The sequence below is a fragment of the Miniimonas sp. S16 genome, assembly GCF_057748195.1.
In genome coordinates, this window is record NZ_CM173242.1 from 147,869 (window position 1) to 163,958 (window position 16,090).

A 16,090-nucleotide genomic window follows, 5' to 3' on the forward strand; every position below is an offset into this window, starting at 1 on the left:
TCAGAACAGCCCTTCCATCGTTGCGGCGCTATCGCCGCTCAACCTCACAAGTTCAGCCCACGAGTTGATCAGCGCGTTGTAACGCTCCTGATCCGCAGTCCGGCCCTTCTTCGCCGCAATGTCATGCAGCCGGTACGTCAACGCCATCGTCGGGTCCTGCAACGAACCGAGTCGGGCCATGAGCTTCGACGCTTCCAGCTCGCCACCTCCGTCGATCAGGCGGTCCGTGAGATGATGCACGGCCTCCCATGCGGTGGGAACCGAGTCGGAGTCGGGGAACCAGTTACGGTCCAGAGAGCCTGAACCCAACAGCGCGACTCGGTTCGCGTGGCTGGTTGCAACTTGCGCCCTAACTACAGAGTCCACGCCGAGTCCTAGCGGTCTTGCCACCTTGTCGGCGTCATCAAAAGTCGCATGATGCCACCCGTGGGTTGCCCACCAGCGCACAGCAAAGCGCGAGGTGGTATCGAGTTCACCCTCTTGTTCGTCAAGGACTTCGGCCAGGGCTGCGTTTATCAGCCGTAGTGCGTGATCTACCCCGAGGGGCGCACCTGTCTGGTCCAGTACTGCACGGTGCCGGGAGAACACCTGCATACCAGGACCGAGCGCGGCTTGGTAAAGGTCAACGGGAAGGATCGATGATGCCTGAAGATTCCGAATGGCCGGGCCCAGTTCCCTCCGAAGCGCCCTGTTGAAGTCGGTGACGCTGATCGCCTCCGCGTCTTGGCTACGGGGGCGGCACACCATGACGATGTAGGAGGCAACGGCGTTTGTCCCTGCTGAGATCATCCTGTTGACCGTCGTGCCATGCACCGGCCACGTTCCTGTGATCTCTAGGTCTGCTGCGAGCATCGCGGTAAGGATCGAGGACCATCTCGCCTCTTCACCCGCGCCTGACTTCTGCTCCTTTGACGCGTAGACCACGAGCATGGGTAGCCCGGGCGCCATGCTGTGGCGCAGGTTCTGGAACGTGCTTGTGAATCCACCGATGAAGTACTCACGGGCTTCGTCCATGCTATTCCCGTGGTGAAGTGGGATGGCGGTCAGTTCGCCTGACTTTGGGGCCCCCATCGTCTGGTAGAGGTCGGGGTGAGTTTCACGCAGAGCTCGTCGATGCCAAACGTAGAAGAAGTCGGACATGTCGGCGTAGCCGATCGCATCGAAGTAGGGAGGGTCGGTAGCGACGAGCCCAGGTGTTGGCAGTCGTGAGATCCGCGCGTCCGACCTGACTACTTGACCCGTTCCTGCCACTACAAACGAGAGGGATCGAATCAGGTTCTTGACGATCGCGTCCCAAGAGCCGATGGAGTCCCCGAGGGCGTATGTCTCGACGAAATCCCACATCATGGGCATGTCTGCTCGCCCGAATGCTGCCTTGGCTGCGCTGGGCCCGTTGCGGGTGAACAGAAATGTCTGAGTCGACCCGTACTGTGCGAGTTTGCCTACGGCGAGCCCCAAGAGGGTCGTGACGGCATCTGCCCATTCGGAGGTTCCTCCATCTTGGAGCACACGACTGTGCATCCTTGACACGAGATCCGCGAATGTAGCAAGCACATGGAGTTGCCTTGGAGTGTACTGATCCCGCTGAGTCGTGAAACCGAATCGTGGCCCCGAAAACCATCGGGGAATATCAGGCAGGGAAAGGTCTGGGAAGTCGTCTACCGCGGGAACTTTGCTGGCGACAGCATGCTCACCATCCGTCGGCTCCCGGTAGATCCTTTGGCCTTGTGTCTCAGCGATGACCGCCGCCATCCTTGTGCCGAGTTTCCCTTCCCGCCCCTGCTTGATGATCTCGTCTTCGTTGAGAATGGCGCTGCACGCAATGCAGGAGAAGGTGGCCCCGCGTCCCACTTTCGGTGGTGCGCTCGGCGACCCGGATCGTTGGTTGGACACCACTTGCAGATGCACTCGTCCATCACGAACGAGAGGCTCTATCCAAGCTAGTTGACCCTGCTTCTTAGAGAGCCACCAAGATGTTGTCAGAACAGTCTCAATGCCGCAGGCCGGGTTCACGCAAGTGGCTGTGCGAACCCAGAGCCAGGCCACGGGATCCTCGGCAGGCGGTGCTGCGAATGCGCCCTGCAGCAGTTGCTCTGCTTCGTCCTTTATCAGTGAGGCGTAGTAGCGAACGTCCTTGATCAGCCCCTCGTAGCCGTCCGTGGGGTGGGAGTCGCCCACCGGCAGAGTGTCCGTAGCAAACGGGGTCAGGCTCTCAGTAATCGACTGCTGCCCGTGCACCGCCGGCAACGTCTGCGTGATCGTCCGCGTGATCAGCGCGGGGATGGGGTTTAGGTCAGATCCGAACGTGGGCAGGCCAAGTCGCTGTGCCTCCACCAAGGTCGAGCCGCCCCCGCAGAACGGGTCGAACACCGTAGGCAAGCCAGCGGGGAACTGCTCATCCAGGATCGACTTGGCTTCGGCAAGGGTTTCGGCATCTGGCAGGCCCGCCCCGTTAGCCACGAGTCGCTTCACCAAGTCCAATAGATAGACGCGGCGGTTGTCATCCTCGGGGTCGTCAACGAGAGCGGCGAAGAGAAGGGCCCGCCATGCTGGTAGAGGCATGGGTGCGAACCACTTGTGCAGATTGCGGAGGGTGCCCGTCTTCACTGCCTTATCCGCCCGCGCCGCCCGGCTCACTTCCTCCAGGGGGAGCGCGACTTCGATCAGCTTCTTCTTGCGCGTCGCTGTGTCGGTCATTGCTGGCTCATCTCTGTGGCGTCGTTCCAGAACGGGTCCCAGTCGTACTCGACGCGGGCGGCTCGTGGGTCGATGGGTTGGGTGATCGGGTGGCGGAGGTAGCGGACTGTCGTGCTGTCGTCGTTACCGACGCGGACGAGGGCGAGGACTGACCTGTCGCCCTTGTTGAGTGCGGTGACGGCTTCCTGACGAGTCAACACGAACGTGGAGCCACCCATGACCCGTCCCTTCACCTCCATGAAGTCGAGTCCTGCGGGCGTGTCGGACTCGATGTCGTAGCCGGGGTTGTTGTGGTGCATCTCGGTCGGCTCGTGCCGGAGGGCGTGTTCGACGCGGAGGACCGCGTCGACTGCGAGCCGTTCGATGCGGGTGGTTTCCTTGGCGCGGTGTTCGGCGCCTTCGGGGTCGGTTTGTGCGTCCAGCCAGCCTTGGGTGAGGACGAGGCAGGCGCCGGTGACGCGCGGTGGGCGGACAGAGATGTCGCGTTCCTTGTCCAGGTCTGCGAGGCGTCGGTCGAGTCGTCTGGCGAGGGCTTCGGCGCGTTCCCGCATCTGTGAGGCGGGCAGGCGGGTCTTCTTGCCTGCACGTTCGCGTTCTGCGAGCTCGAACGCTCGCTGGTCCCAGTAGTTGATTTCGCGGGTGAGCCGGTCACGGACGAGCCGTTCGGTCTTGTCTACCTGGGCGAGTGCGCGTGCGGTGACAGTTTCGGCGTGCGCTCGAGCGAGTGTTACGGACGCTTCGCGGATCACGCGGGTGTTCAGGTCGTCAGCGTTCGCCCACGGTTCCCGCAGCACGTTTGCGGCGGCGGCACGTTCGTCGTCGGTGGCTGGGTCGAAGTTCGGGATGGGGGTCCCGTCGAGCGGGCTGATGGTGCCGTCCTGGTCGATGCGGACGTACTGGGCGCGGCGGGACAACACCCACGGTTGCCCGTCCCGGCCGGTGCGCCCGTCGGTCACGTCATGTTCGAGCAGACACACAACGTAGGGGGCGGTGTTCACGTCGGCGCGGTCTACGAGGATTGCGCCGCGACGGAGCGCGTCATGGTGCCGGTCGGTGATCACGCTCATGGTGGCTGCCATGAGCGGGTGGCCGGGGTGCAGGAGCGTTGCGACGTGGTTGTTGCCGGGCACTTTCACGAACTTCGGGTCGAACGCGACCCGGTGGTAGGCGTTCACGACCGGTTGGCCGTACCCGGTAATCCGGTCCCTCTCCTTGATGACGGCGGGGACGCTACGGATCTCGAAACGGTGGCTCTCGCGCATCCGCAGGGAACCGCTCACGTCCGTGAACGCGCGATGGAAGAACGCCTCCACATGGTGCGGTTGGAGCCGTGCGGCTTCGGCGCGTTCCATGTCGCGACGGATCTCGTCCACTTCGCCTTGGTCGAGCTTGGACGGGACGAGCTGGTTCGCTGCCAGGAGTTCGGGGATACCTTCGGCGATCTTCGGGTCGACCACTTCGGTGAGGTAACGCTCCCGTTCGGGCTTGTTCGCTTCCTTGATCGCGGCGATAATCAGGTCCCGCAGGGCGTTGCCTTGGAACAGTTGCCCGAGCACGTCGTACACGCGTCCACCGAGCGCGGCTCGCTGTTCCTCCAACTTCTCCAGCAGGCGCCCGTACACGTCACCTTCGCGGGTGTCCTGGGCGACCAGTGACCACATGAAGCACGTGTTCGGCTGTCCGATTCGGTGGATGCGGCCGAAGCGTTGTTCGATCCGGTTCGGGTTCCACGGCAGGTCGTAGTTGATGAGCAGGTGCGCGTTGCGGTGCAGGTTCACGCCCTCACCGGCGGCGTCAGTGGCGATGAGGAACACGCACTTCTCGTCCTGCTCGAACGTCTCCTTCGCCTTCTTCCGATCCTCACGGCGGGTGCCGCCGTGGATCGTGACGACGGCGTCGTCCCGGCCGAGGTGTTGGGTCAGGCGGGCTACAAGGTCGTCGAGGGTGTCCTTGTGTTCGGTGAAGATGATGACTTTGCGGCGTGCCCCGGTGTCGTCACGCATCTCGTCGGCGTCGTCGAGGGTGTCACGCAGCTTGTCCCATTTCGCGTACGAAGGGGATGCCTTGATCGCCGTGGAGCGGACGATGAGCCGGTCAAGAATCGTGATCTCGGTTTCCAGTTCCTCCGGCGTACGAGCGTTCGTGGCCCCGGCGATCGCGCGGTCTTCGAGGGCTTCGCGTTCCTCGTCGGTCAGATCCTCCAGGTCGTCCCAGTCGGGCACGTCCACGTCGTCACCGATAGCGGTTGAGCGGAGCCGTGCTTCCCGCAGCTCGGACTGCAGACGGTTCCGGCGTCGTTCCAGGGAACGGTGAATCGCGGCCGGGGATGACGCGAGCCGACGTTGGAGTGTGGTGAGCGCGAACCCGACAGCGTTGCGTCGCCGCCCGTCCGCGTTCGACTCGTCAACACGGTTCATCTCTTCACGCACATAATCGGTGACCGCCGTGTACAGCCCCTTCTCCGGTCGGCTGAGCTCGTACTGGACGGTGAACGCGAACCGTTCAGGGAACAAGCGGGTGCCCTCGAACGTGTAGAGCTCTTCCTTCACGAGCCTGCGCATCAGGTCGGACACGTCAACCTTGCGGGTGCCCTCGCGGGCGACCCCTTCGAAACGGTCAGAGTCGAGCAGCGCCATGAACAACTGGAACTGGTCCTCTTTGCCGCTGTGCGGGGTGGCGGTCATCAGCAGCAGGTTGCGGGTGTGCTTCCCCAGTTCCTCCGCCATCTGATACCGCTTGGTCTTCTTCACCTCGCCGCCCCACACGGACGCGCTCATCTTGTGCGCCTCGTCGAAGATGATCAGGTCCCAGTCCACCTGGCACGCCTTGTCGAGGATGCCTTCGCTGTTGCGGGCGAGCACGTCCAAACGGGCCAGCCACAAACCGCCGCGTGAGAACGGGTTGCCCTCGTGGATCACCTTGTCGCGGGTCAGGACCTCGAACTCCAAACCGAACTTGGTCCGCATTTCTTCGTCCCACTGGTCAGCGAGAACACCGGGGGAGACGACCATGACGTTTGCCGCGTCACCACGCAGCAGCAACTCTTTGACGAGCAGGCCCGCCATGACGGTCTTACCTGCACCGGGGTCGTCAGCGAGGACGTACCGGAGCGGTTGCTTGTCCAGCATGGTTGCGTACACGGCGCGGAGTTGGTGGGGGAGGGGTTGCACGTCGCTGGTGCCTAGCGCGGCGAGCGGGTCGAACAGGTGCGCGAGGCTCATCCGGCGGGCTTCGGCGGCGAGCAGGAACGCGGTCGGGTCTGCGTCGAAACTGAACGCCAGGCCGGGGTTTACGGCCTTCACGTGGGTCATCGCGTCCGCGAACACGATCTTCTCCACGATCCCCGACTCGGTGCGGTAGGCAACGTTGGCGGAGTCGTCGGTGAGCCGATCCACGGCGATGAGCTTTACGGGCTGCGGCCCGGCGAGTCCGGTGACGGTCGCGCCGACTTTGAGCACGTCGTACATGGATGTTTCGGGCGCGTCGGTGGGGGAGGGGTTCACGCTCGCGTCCGCTTCGACGCGGGCAGTTCGTTCAGCCCAAACACAACGCTGGTTCCTCTCCGGGCGCGGTGCATCCGCGCCATCGATCAGGTACTACCGGTGAGTCTATGAACTCCCACCGACAGAATCGGCTGGGGCACGCGGACAACCGGAAACCGACCCTGGTATGTGGGTCGTTTCGCGCGGGTCGGCGAGTCGGCTGGTCCGGGGCCGCGCGAGCGGGTGGACTGGGGCTATGGCTGGTGGTACACGGACCGGGACGGCAGCGGTGTACTTGCTCGTCGACCCGACCACCGATCCGGTGAACCATCCTGCGGGCACGGTTTTTCACGTGGGGGCTCTGCCCGCGCGAACGCATGGCTTGGACTCGTCGTCGCTGCTGTGGGATGCACGGAAGCTCCCGGACACTGCTGCGCGGTTGGACGATCTGAACGCCGCTGGTGTTGAGGCTGTCGTGGAGATCCTCACCTGCCCCGACCCGGACGTGACCGAGTCGGTGCGTTGCGCGGCACTCGTGGCGGAGGCACTGGGTGCGGTCGCTGAGCGGCGGATCGTCGTGAACAGGTACGACGCCTTGTGGATCGACAGGTTGGACGCGAAGATCCCGGCGCGGTTCCCTTCGGAGTGGCCGGTGCTGACGTGGGTGCCGAGTTCGTGGTCCGCGGCACGCGGAACGTCGTTCGGGCAGGCGCTTGCGGTTGTGGAGGACTTTCGGCCGCGCTCGTTCGCAGACCAGCTCACCGCGCCGCTTTCCTCCGCTGCGAGGGACAGCGGGCCAGTGCTTCTGCTCGTCCTAGCAGGACGTGGCATCGATCCCGATTTCCTTCATGCGGGGTTGATCCTGCACGCAGCCGTTCTCGACGGAATGGAGGCGGTCGCCGACGAGGCGGCGTCCGCCCTCGCACGTTCGCTGACCGGCACGGTCGTCCCCGACGAGATGGTCCCTCTCACAAGTGGCACCCCGATGGTGGTGCAGTCCTAGTCGCTTTCGTCCAGCAGCCGGAGGACGTTGTACGCGCCGTCGTCGGGCTCCGCGTCCTTCGCACGGGCGTTCCACACGATCCGGTCGAGACCGTTCGCGAACGCCAACAGTCGGCTGCGCGCCCGGTACGGCTGCGCATCGGCGGTGACTGGGACGGTTTGCTCGATCACAGTGTCGATGAGCGTGACCAGGTCGGGCCGCGGGCCGGTGCGACCGACCATGCGGAGGAACGCGGGCGAACCCATGAGCAAAGCGAAGGCGACCTGCTCCGGGTAGAGGACCGCGGACATGGGCACGCTGGTGGTTTGTTGGAGGTCTGCGACCCTGGACGGGTCAGCGGACACGGCGGCAACCTGTGCGGCCTCCCGCATGACTGGCGAGTCGAACAGGACGTGCCGGGGCGCGAGGACCTGCCGGTATCGACGTTCCGCGCGGAGGATGTCCCGCCGGCCGGTCACGTCGACCTGTGGCCCGTCGATCCAGCGGCGGTGACGGAGGCACACCCGACCGACTCCGGGCAGACGGCCGCGCGCGGGCGCCGACAGGTGATCGACGGTGGGCGGCTCGGTGGTCATGTCTGCTTTCCACGTGTCGGGCGCGTCCTCTGGGCGTGGGCGGGGCAGGAACGTTGTGTACGCGACGGTCGGGGCGCACCTGTGGCACAGTTCCCGTTCGGTCACCCAGTCGCCGCCCAGAATGTCGGGGGCGGTGAACGCCGTGTCGTGCAGGGCGCCGAGCTGTCGCCACGCTTGCTTCCGCGCCGGGTCCCGCCGGTCCTTCCCGTGGAGTACGCCGAGTCTGCGGAGCCAGTCCTCCGTGTCCTTCACGGTCGTGTAGTTGCGGGCAGCAGCCCGGTGCGCGTACGAGTCCACGCCCTCGCCGTCATAGGCGCGGGTGCGGATCGGTAACGGTGGCAGAGTCACGCACAACGTCCTACCGGGCTCTACCGCCACCATCGGACGGGCCAAGCCCGCTGTACCTGTCCTGCTCGGCCTCGCTGGCGACTTCGTCCAACGTGACGAGCTCCAACCCCTGCCGGGTGACCCGTTCCGTGCCGTCATCGACCGCGTCCGCGGCGGCGGTCCGCAGCAACTCGGTCAGGCTGGAAATGTTCCCCGCTGTCCGGTTCCACAGGTACTCCGCCAACGGGGCCAACGCCTGCGCTGGGTGGTCGTACAGGAACAGGCACAGGTCGGCTTCAACGGTGAGGACGAGACTGAGCCACGTCTCCCGCTGCGCGTCCGTGCTGTACCCGTAGTTGGTGAACCGGGTGACCTTCGCCCGGCCTTTCGTCTGTTGCCCGACCGGGCCTGCGAACAGGTTGGTGTCCTGCACGTCCACGCCCGCGTAGACGAACCCGGCGGCGACCCGACGGGAGAACTGGGTGAGCGTGTTCGCGGAGTCGCGTCCGCTGCTTGACGTGCCCCGGACGAGGTGGATGTCGTCGATGATGACAAGGCTGGTGTCGAGGTCACGGAGTGCTTTGACGACCCGGTCGGTACGTTCTTCCATCGTGACACGCGCGGGCGGTTCGGGAAGGCCCAGGAACGTGAGGAACTTGCCCATCATGTTCTTCTCGGTGACCGTGCCGGGCATCTCCACGTAGACGACGGGCGCGAACGTCGGGTCGTCCTTGCGTCCGGTGGCTTCGCGTACCTGTTGCTCGTACTTGCGGCCCAACCATGTCGCGGCGGTGGTCTTGCCGGTGGTGGGCGCGCTTGTTCGGGGACAGGTTCCTGCCCGGCAGAGCGGGGTGCTGCAACCCTTCCAGGGGCTCGTTCTGGTAGTGGGTGAGGATCCACTGGTCCAGTAGGTTCTGCACCTCGTGCATGTGCCAGTACGCCTTGGTGGTTGCGTCGTCACCGCGCGTGGACACGGACCGTCCGATGTACCCGTTGAGGTACTGGGCGAACCGGGTGCGGATGGTGCCGAAACCGCGCTCGATGTGGGGCTTGTCGGTGGGGGAGTAGGGGCTGGCGTTGGTCACGCTGATCTGTAGGTAGTGGCAGGCGTTGCGGAACACTTCCGAGTCGAACACCTTGCCCCGGTCGATGGTGATGCTGTCCGGGGTGATCATGGGCCTGGCCGCGGCCGCTTGTTCCAGTTCGTAGGCGTCAGCGAGCATCCCGTGGGGGAGGATGCTGCGGGAGTAAGCCAACGACGCGTCCCAGCCGGGTTGCATGGGCATGGGCAGCATCGCCCGGTACAGCAGCACGGCCGCGTCGACGGCGCGGGTGGCGACTGGCACGAGTACGGTCGCCATGATCGTGCGGGTGGCGACGTCGATCACGCCGGTCAGGTCGCAGCGCCCCGCCGACCCGTCAGGGAGAATGACCATCACGTCGAACGGGGTGGAGTCGATCTCGCACAGCTCGCCGGGACGTTGCGGGTACGCGCCGCCCCACGGTCGGTCGGGCTGGTTCGCGAGGCTACGCCGAGTGGACGCTTCCCCGAAAGAGTGGCGTCCCCGGTCGAGGCGTTCAAGGGCGCGGTACAGGGTCCGGTCGGATGGGACGCGGATAGTGATGCCGGTGCGCTCGCTGTCAAGCTTGGCGCGGGCCTTGATGTCGTGAATCGCACGCGAGCGGGTGCCTGTGGAACGGCCCACCTGTTGGGCGAGCTCCTCGTCGATGATGGCGACCAGCGCGGGGTCGAGTTCGCCGTGCTCAGTGCTGGTCCGTTGCTTGCGGGCGTCAACGAGTCCGGCGATCCCGTTCTCGCGATACGCCTTCACGTGCCGTTGGAGGGTACGGCGTGACAGGGGGCGTCCAGCGGCGGCAAGCTCAGCAACCTTCGCGTCCAGTCGCTCACCGAACGGCCTGTCGAGGGCGTACTCGGCGCGCGGCTGGGGGAGCGGCTGGCCGACTTCGGGAGCTTGGACGCCGTTCAGTAGCTCGTACACGTGCTTGTGGAGGAAGCGGACTCGGTCTGCTTCTCGGGTGTCGAGGGAGGCGAGGATGGATGCGCGGGCCAAGTCAGTGTCCACGTCCACGGGCTCGGGTTTGAAGGTTTCGTCGGCCAGGAGTGTGAGCACGGACACGCGACGCAGGCGCTCGTCGATGAGGTGGCGGAGGACGAGTTCGTCCTTCTCGCGGGTGACGATCTCCCACGCTTCGCCGTCGTACTCGATCAGGTCGCCGAGGCGGACTCCGATCATGCTGCGGTCACCTCCGTGTTGTTGCTGAGCGGGCGGGCCAGGTCGCACTTCAGTTGGTGGGTCCACAGCAGGTGGTACACGTTGCCGCGGAGCTCAGCTTCGGGGATGCGGTCGCTGCCGAACCGGGCCGCTGCCAGCCCGACTGCGAGCGGGGTAGGAGTGGCGAACGCTCGAAGGATCGCGTCCTGGGCGGGTGGCTGTGGTCGATACCGGTCCTTGCGGAACCCAGCGAGCCAGCGCAGGGGGCCTTCCATCCCGTCTGGGAAGCCGTGCCACACCTCGTAGGCCCATCCGACTTGCGCGCACACCGCCCGTGCCATGTCGAACTGCTCCGCGGCGTGTGCGCTGACGCGGTCGGCGGGTCGCACGTCCACGACGCGGATTGAACGGTCATGGAGGACGACCGCGTAGTCCGGGGTGTGGACCTTGTGACCGGGCGTGCCCTTGGGCCACTGGAACCCGAACGGTTGGGCGTAGACGCTCACGACTTGCGGGTCCCAATCCGCCCACAGGAGGAAGTCCCGTTCGGTCAACGACTCGAACGTCACCGACGTGTGGGTGGTCGCGAACCACCACGTGCCGTCGTAGTTGCGGCGGTGCGGGTAGGCCACGGACTGGTGCACGGGGGCGCAGTGGGCGAGGTCGATACTTGCGGCTTGGTCGGGGGTGACACTGTGCGGTTCCACCCGGCCCGCACCCCGGAGGGCGAAGTAGACACGAGTTCGGTCGGAGAAGTTCACGGGAACCACCCGACGATCCATTGCCTCACCCGATCCAACGCACGCTTACAGTCAGTCTGACCTAAAGGGCAGCCTACGCGTCATGTTGGCTGTCAATCAAGGTCCGAGAGGGTAGAACGTCATCTATCGCGTCAAAGCGTCATGTTTGATGGCGGGGGACATCGCGGGGGGTGTCACCCCGGACGTCAGATCTTGGAACTGACATAATGCACATTATCGGCGGTCGTTCTGGTGCCCGAGCCCGCGGCTGTCGAGGTTGGCGTCCGAGCAAGTTCTGGATCGCTGGCCGACTTCCGGCCGCGGGAGCCGATTAGCGAAGCGGGCGCCGTGTTGCGAGGCGGCGAACGTGCGCCGGTGGTGTAAACTGCATGACCTGATTCTCAAGGCTCGTGCGGGATAGTCCTGATGACGGTGCTCCAGTCCTGGTCCCAGGGCGAGGAGGTCTGGGGCGAGGCCGGTATGCGCAAGCTCTGTCCGCCGCTATCGTCAAGGCCTACCTCGGCGGCATCGACGAGGAGGCCCTTCTTGAGCGGATGAGTCGGATCGTCGGCGACTACGACTGCCTCGCGAGCAGCAACTGCTACAGCCGCGGGCAGCGCTCCACCTCCCAGCACCTCTCCCGGGAACGCCTCCTCGGCGTCGACGACCTCGCAGCGCTGCCCAAGGGCCGCGCCGTCGTGTTCAGTTCCGGCAACCGGCCCACCCTAACCAGCAGTTGTGCCAACTCGGAGTCCGGCGCCTCGAGGGCGGCAGTGAAGTTCGTTGTTGCCGCACCGATGGCCCCACGCAGGTCCGCCTTGATCTGGTGCTCGAGCACCGCGCGCGACCAGCCGTCATCCAGCGCCCGTGCGGCGTACCAGTCGCGCTCCTCGCGGGTGGTGAGCCGGTCCAGCAGCACCGTCGTGGCCAACCCTCCGCGGGACCGCCCGATGCCGTGACCAGGTGCACCTTGCCCCGCGCAGGGTCGTGGAGGCGGTGGCTCAGGGGCCAGGGTGAGGTTAGGGTGTATCAGTCCGTTCGTACTCGACACCGCAGTCGTCAGCGGGGAGTGTGCCCGTGAGCAGTGCCCGTGAAGGTTCCCGATGGAATCGTCTCGTCTCTCGGCGATCGGCGGTCCTGACTATTTCGGTTCTGGCGGTCTGCGTTCCTGCGACCTCAGCGTTTGCCGGTTCCATATCGTCGCCTCCACAGATCGGGAGCGGGGACTCCGAACTATCCATCAGCGTCGGCGGAGAAGTGTATGGCGTTGACGATATCGCCGGTTTCCTGAAGCGTTCGACCACGAGCGAGAGTTCTGAGGTTACTCCGTATCTGTTGGATCCGGTCGATTCTGTGCAATGTAACACGCTGGGTGTGGCGAAGCACGAGGTTGCTCGGGTTGACGAGGCGGTCGCTTACTACGGCACCGACATAACGTTTCCAGGAGGAAAGGTACACCTTCGGTGTGGATCGTTGGGTTTCGGTTACATCCATATCCGTAACGAACACGAGGCACACTGGCGCGACAAGTACGTCTCCCTGGGTTTCCCCGCCAACTCTGCTCTCTGGGACGACTTTATGTGGTTCGTCGTCTATAACTCATTGGAAGCCCCGGAGACCATTGTCCAGCGTCCCGCAAACGGCACCCTGTGTTACACCACCCCGGTCGTCATGATGGTAAACGATATGCCTACGGAAACGTTCTATCCATCGGTCTCGATCGCCCCCGCGGAACCCACCTCGACGGTGCCCGCTCGGAAAGTTCCCCGCGTGATCACTGCGTTCCCCGGGGGGGCGTGTGGGTACTACTGATCAACGCCCTCGTCTACTGCGTCTAGCCGTCGATTACGGAGCGCGCCTGCCGCTCTGGGACTCGGTCGGTCCACTGCAGGCGTCTCCTGTGGGGCCAGAGCTCACGGAGGCGTTGTGCGCATGGCAGAGCGATTTCGAGAGGGCCTACGACCCGATCGACGGATGGCCTGACGCTGCCGATCTCCGGAGGCATCTGAGCCAGGCTCGGTGGCTCTGGGGACTTCTCCAGGAAGCGCTTTCCGACACGATCGTGTATTACCGGCTCTTCGGACATCTGGTGGGGAGTGAGGGGTTCGGCGCGGTGGGCCGGGGGTAGGGGTCGAGGTCCCCGATGATCAGTAGCGACCAAGCAACTGTTCGTTTCGGAGACCTCGACGTTGACCAACGCTACGGGGTGCCATGCGGCACCCGCGACCACTGATCCCTGCTCCCGCTGCGACCTGCTCCTCGGGCTTGAGTGCGTGCAGGTCGAGGCTGTGGAACGCCGCCCCGACCGGCTCGAGGTGAAGGTCTCCACCCCGTGGCGACTGATGGGCTGCCCCGCCTGCGGTGTCGTGGCCCCGAGCCGCGGCAGGCGTGAGCGACTCCTGCGCGATGTCCCTCACGCCGGAACACGGGTGGAGATCCTGTGGCGCCAGCGAGAGTGGCGCTGCCCCGACCCCGCCTGCCCGAGGGGAGCGTTCGTGGAGCAGGTCCCCGACCTCGTCGCGCCCCGCGGCTCGATCACGACCCGGGCGGTGTCGTGGGCGATCGAACAGCTCCGCTTCCAACACGCCACGATCCAGGGCCTGGCGGAGCAGCTCGGGGTCGCGTGGAAGACGCTGTGGCGCGGCATCGAGCCCGTACTGGAGCGCCTGGCCGCGGATGAGTCCCGCTTCGAGGGTGTGCTGAGTCTCGGGGTCGATGAACACATCTGGCACCACGGCGACAGTCGCAGGAAGGGGCCCAAGGAACTGACCGGGATGGTCGACCTGACCCGGCACCGCAACAGCAAGGGCCGCTGGGTCGTGAAGGCGAGGCTGCTGGACCTGGTGCCCGGCCGGTCGAAGAAGGCCTACACCGACTGGCTCACCCAGCGAGGGGACGCCTTCCGCGCCGGGGTCGGGGTTGCGGCTCTGGATCCGTTCGGCGGCTACAAGAGCGCGATCGACGATCAGCTCCAAGACGCGACCGCGGTCCTGGACGCGTTCCACGTCGTCAAGCTCGGCACGACCGTCGTGGACGAGGTCCGTCGCCGCATCCAGCAGGAGACCACCGGCCACCGTGGCCGCAAGGGCGACCCCTTGCAGGGGATCCAGCGCCTGCTGCGGGCCGGGGCGGAGAACCTCACCGACCGCCAGCTCAACCGCCTCGCCACCGCGATCGAGGCAGACCCCGCCCACGAAGCCGTCTACATCGCGTGGCGCTGCGCCCAGGACCTCCGCGCCGCCTACCGGACCCGGGAGCTGGCAGACGGGCGACGCCGAGCGGAGAAGATCCTCGCCTCGTTCCACACCTGCCCGATACCGGAGGTCGCCCGCCTGGGCCGGACGCTGCGCAAGTGGCGCGGAGCGTTCCTGGCCTACTTCACCACCGCGCGAGTCAGCAACGGCGGCACCGAAGCAGTGAACGGCGTCATCGAGCTCCACCGCCGCCTCGCCCGCGGCTACCGCAACCTCGACAACTACCGCATACGAATGCTCCTCGCCGCCGGCGGACTCAACACCTGATCCCCACCAGATGTCCGAAGAGCCGTATTACCACGCATGGGAGATAGCAGTTCGTAACAACTGACTTGCGACCAGTGCCGGTACCCGTGCTTATCAAGACCAGCCGCACGATGCTTGCATCCCGCCTCCGGGCAAGCTAGACAAACCGGGTTCGGGTCTAGAGTGCAGAGTCATGCAACGCGCAGACGCGTTAATATTGATTATCGGCGGTCGGGTGACCCACCGGATGCGGCCGCGCCCGTGCCTGGATCGACATCAGTCGTGTGCACTCGTGTCGGCGACAGCGAGTTCCAGCGCACGCCACGCCGCGAGAAGGCGACCGTCGCCCGACGCCGCGATAGTCGTCTCGTCGTCAACCGCGACCGCTGACGCGCAGTGGACCGCGTCGTAGCCTCGTAGCGACAAGGAGCTCGACATGCGCGCAGCTGACTCGGAAAGATCGCGATCGACCTCGACCACGTCGAACTCGGGCCAGATCTGGACGAAGATCGACCAGGACTCGTCGTGCTCCGGCTGGGACAAGCGCCCGAGGCGTCGCGCTGCCGCCAACGCCGCCGCAGTCTCGACGAACGTGAGTCTCGACGTCACTCGTTCATCGGCCTCGCCCCAGAGTCGTCGACAGATCTGCGTGCTCGGCTCCTGGACGAGAAGGGGTACGACGGCGGAGGTGTCGAGGTAGACGATCACCGCCGTTGCTCGTCGACGAGGTCACTCACCGTCCCGGCTGTCACCACAGGCTGCGGCAGGTCGTGCCGAGTGCGACGCGCACGCGTCACCCTTCCCTCGGCAATCAGGCGTTCGAGCGCGGTGGGTGCGGCGATCGGCACGAGACGAGCGACGGGCCGGCCGTGATCCGTCACGGTGATCGTGTGACCATCACGCACGGCGGCGAGATGGCGACTGAGACCGTCTCGCAGCTCGCGAACACCGACCTCCGACATCGCGCCTCCTGTAGCCACAATGGTGAACACCAATGTGGCCATTATCGCTCATCTGGCCCCACCAGCTCAACCCCTCCGGCTCCCCCGCCGTGGTGGCAAGCCCACATAGGGTGGCCCTCATGATCGAGCCGTCAGGCACAGCGTCGTTGCACGAGGCCGAGTCTGCCTTCCAGGTGGCGTTCCGCACGGGCGACGTTGTCGCACTCGAGGAGATCCTGCATCCGGACGTCCGGTACGTCGGGCCCGATGGCATCACGGTCGACCGCGCGGCCGACCTGGCGGCACGCCGGTCGGACGTTCTCGTGCTCGACGAGGTCGTCGAGCTGGACCGGGAGGTCCAGGTTTTCGGGCCCGTCGGAGTCAGCAGGGTGCTCCTTCATCTGGCCGGATCGGTCTCCGGCCAGCCGATCGACGCCACGCTGATCTACACGAGGACCTGGCAGTACGCCGAGGACCGCTGGATCGTCGTCGCCGCCCACGCCTCGCTCGGCGCGGTGGGCTCACGGGCTCAGTCCGCCTGAGGACTACGCTGTCCACCGTGACGACCCCTCGCCTCGCGCAGTGGTGGTG

The 16,090-nt window shown here is 65.5% G+C and carries 11 protein-coding genes and 2 pseudogenes; 5 read left to right on the forward strand and 8 right to left on the reverse strand.

All coding sequences use genetic code 11. From position 1 onward, the window contains the following. The gene (locus AC3AQ1_RS00740) at positions 1 to 2,697 is read right to left on the reverse strand and encodes a DUF1156 domain-containing protein (RefSeq protein WP_108717417.1); all 2,697 of its coding nucleotides are present in this window, start codon (positions 2,695 to 2,697) and stop codon (positions 1 to 3) included. Continuing rightward, the gene (locus AC3AQ1_RS00745) at positions 2,694 to 6,200 is read right to left on the reverse strand and encodes a helicase-related protein (protein ID WP_159096313.1); all 3,507 of its coding nucleotides are present in this window, start codon (positions 6,198 to 6,200) and stop codon (positions 2,694 to 2,696) included. Before AC3AQ1_RS00745 ends, AC3AQ1_RS00740 begins: the two co-directional genes overlap by 4 nt. 268 nt (positions 6,201 to 6,468) lie before the next feature. Here AC3AQ1_RS00745 and AC3AQ1_RS00750 point away from each other — a divergent pair, with 268 nt between their 5' ends. Beyond that, positions 6,469 to 7,182 (forward strand): hypothetical protein, encoded by a 714-nt coding sequence (locus AC3AQ1_RS00750; protein WP_108717419.1) that lies wholly within the window; start codon positions 6,469 to 6,471, stop codon positions 7,180 to 7,182. Here the strand turns inward: AC3AQ1_RS00750 and AC3AQ1_RS00755 are convergent. The 4 genes and pseudogenes from AC3AQ1_RS00755 to AC3AQ1_RS00770 all read right to left on the reverse strand — a co-directional run bounded on the left by AC3AQ1_RS00755 (position 7,179) and on the right by AC3AQ1_RS00770 (position 11,079). Next, the gene (locus AC3AQ1_RS00755; RefSeq protein WP_159096314.1) at positions 7,179 to 8,105 is read right to left on the reverse strand and encodes a hypothetical protein; all 927 of its coding nucleotides are present in this window, start codon (positions 8,103 to 8,105) and stop codon (positions 7,179 to 7,181) included. The genes AC3AQ1_RS00750 and AC3AQ1_RS00755 overlap by 4 nt on opposite strands. A 10-nt stretch (positions 8,106 to 8,115) precedes the next feature. After that, complete coding sequence (locus tag AC3AQ1_RS00760) at positions 8,116 to 9,045, reverse strand: TniB family NTP-binding protein (RefSeq protein WP_108717421.1); 930 nt, start codon at positions 9,043 to 9,045, stop codon at positions 8,116 to 8,118. 88 nt (positions 9,046 to 9,133) lie between these two features. Next, positions 9,134 to 10,339 (reverse strand): annotated as a pseudogene (locus AC3AQ1_RS00765) (hypothetical protein); the annotation flags it as partial. Further along, complete coding sequence (locus tag AC3AQ1_RS00770) at positions 10,336 to 11,079, reverse strand: TnsA-like heteromeric transposase endonuclease subunit (RefSeq protein WP_159096316.1); 744 nt, start codon at positions 11,077 to 11,079, stop codon at positions 10,336 to 10,338. The gene AC3AQ1_RS00770 and the pseudogene AC3AQ1_RS00765, both read right to left, overlap by 4 nt. A gap of 405 nt (positions 11,080 to 11,484) precedes the next feature. Between AC3AQ1_RS00770 and AC3AQ1_RS00775 the strand changes: the two are divergent. The 3 genes and pseudogenes from AC3AQ1_RS00775 (at position 11,485) to AC3AQ1_RS00785 (ending at position 14,579) form a co-directional block, all read left to right on the forward strand. Continuing rightward, a pseudogene (locus tag AC3AQ1_RS00775) lies at positions 11,485 to 12,017 on the forward strand (TraM recognition domain-containing protein). Between the two features lie 298 nt (positions 12,018 to 12,315). Next, entirely contained in the window at positions 12,316 to 12,870 is a 555-nt protein-coding gene (locus tag AC3AQ1_RS00780; protein WP_159096317.1) for a hypothetical protein, read from the forward strand. A 377-nt stretch (positions 12,871 to 13,247) separates the two neighbouring features. Then, entirely contained in the window at positions 13,248 to 14,579 is a 1,332-nt protein-coding gene (locus AC3AQ1_RS00785; protein WP_488301220.1) for an ISL3 family transposase, read from the forward strand. A gap of 255 nt (positions 14,580 to 14,834) precedes the next feature. Here AC3AQ1_RS00785 and AC3AQ1_RS00790 read toward each other — a convergent pair whose 3' ends face one another. Continuing rightward, positions 14,835 to 15,266, reverse strand: a complete 432-nt coding sequence (locus AC3AQ1_RS00790) for a type II toxin-antitoxin system VapC family toxin (RefSeq protein WP_108717429.1) — start codon at positions 15,264 to 15,266, stop codon at positions 14,835 to 14,837. Next, entirely contained in the window at positions 15,263 to 15,562 is a 300-nt protein-coding gene (locus AC3AQ1_RS00795; RefSeq protein WP_234417622.1) for a type II toxin-antitoxin system Phd/YefM family antitoxin, read from the reverse strand. The genes AC3AQ1_RS00790 and AC3AQ1_RS00795 overlap by 4 nt, the downstream gene beginning before the upstream one ends. A gap of 77 nt (positions 15,563 to 15,639) precedes the next feature. Between AC3AQ1_RS00795 and AC3AQ1_RS00800 the strand changes: the two genes are divergently transcribed. Further along, positions 15,640 to 16,041 (forward strand): nuclear transport factor 2 family protein, encoded by a 402-nt coding sequence (locus tag AC3AQ1_RS00800; protein ID WP_159096318.1) that lies wholly within the window; start codon positions 15,640 to 15,642, stop codon positions 16,039 to 16,041. Positions 16,042 to 16,090: the final 49 nt, after the last annotated feature.

Excerpts from the sequence above, each read along its gene's own strand:
- AC3AQ1_RS00740 (WP_108717417.1), bottom strand. The coding sequence starts at position 2,697 with ATGACCGACACAGCGACGCGCAAGAAGAAGCTGATCGAAGTCGCGCTC.
- AC3AQ1_RS00800 (WP_159096318.1), top strand. The coding sequence starts at position 15,640 with ATGATCGAGCCGTCAGGCACAGCGTCGTTGCACGAGGCCGAGTCTGCC.
- AC3AQ1_RS00795 (WP_234417622.1), bottom strand. The coding sequence starts at position 15,562 with ATGGCCACATTGGTGTTCACCATTGTGGCTACAGGAGGCGCGATGTCG.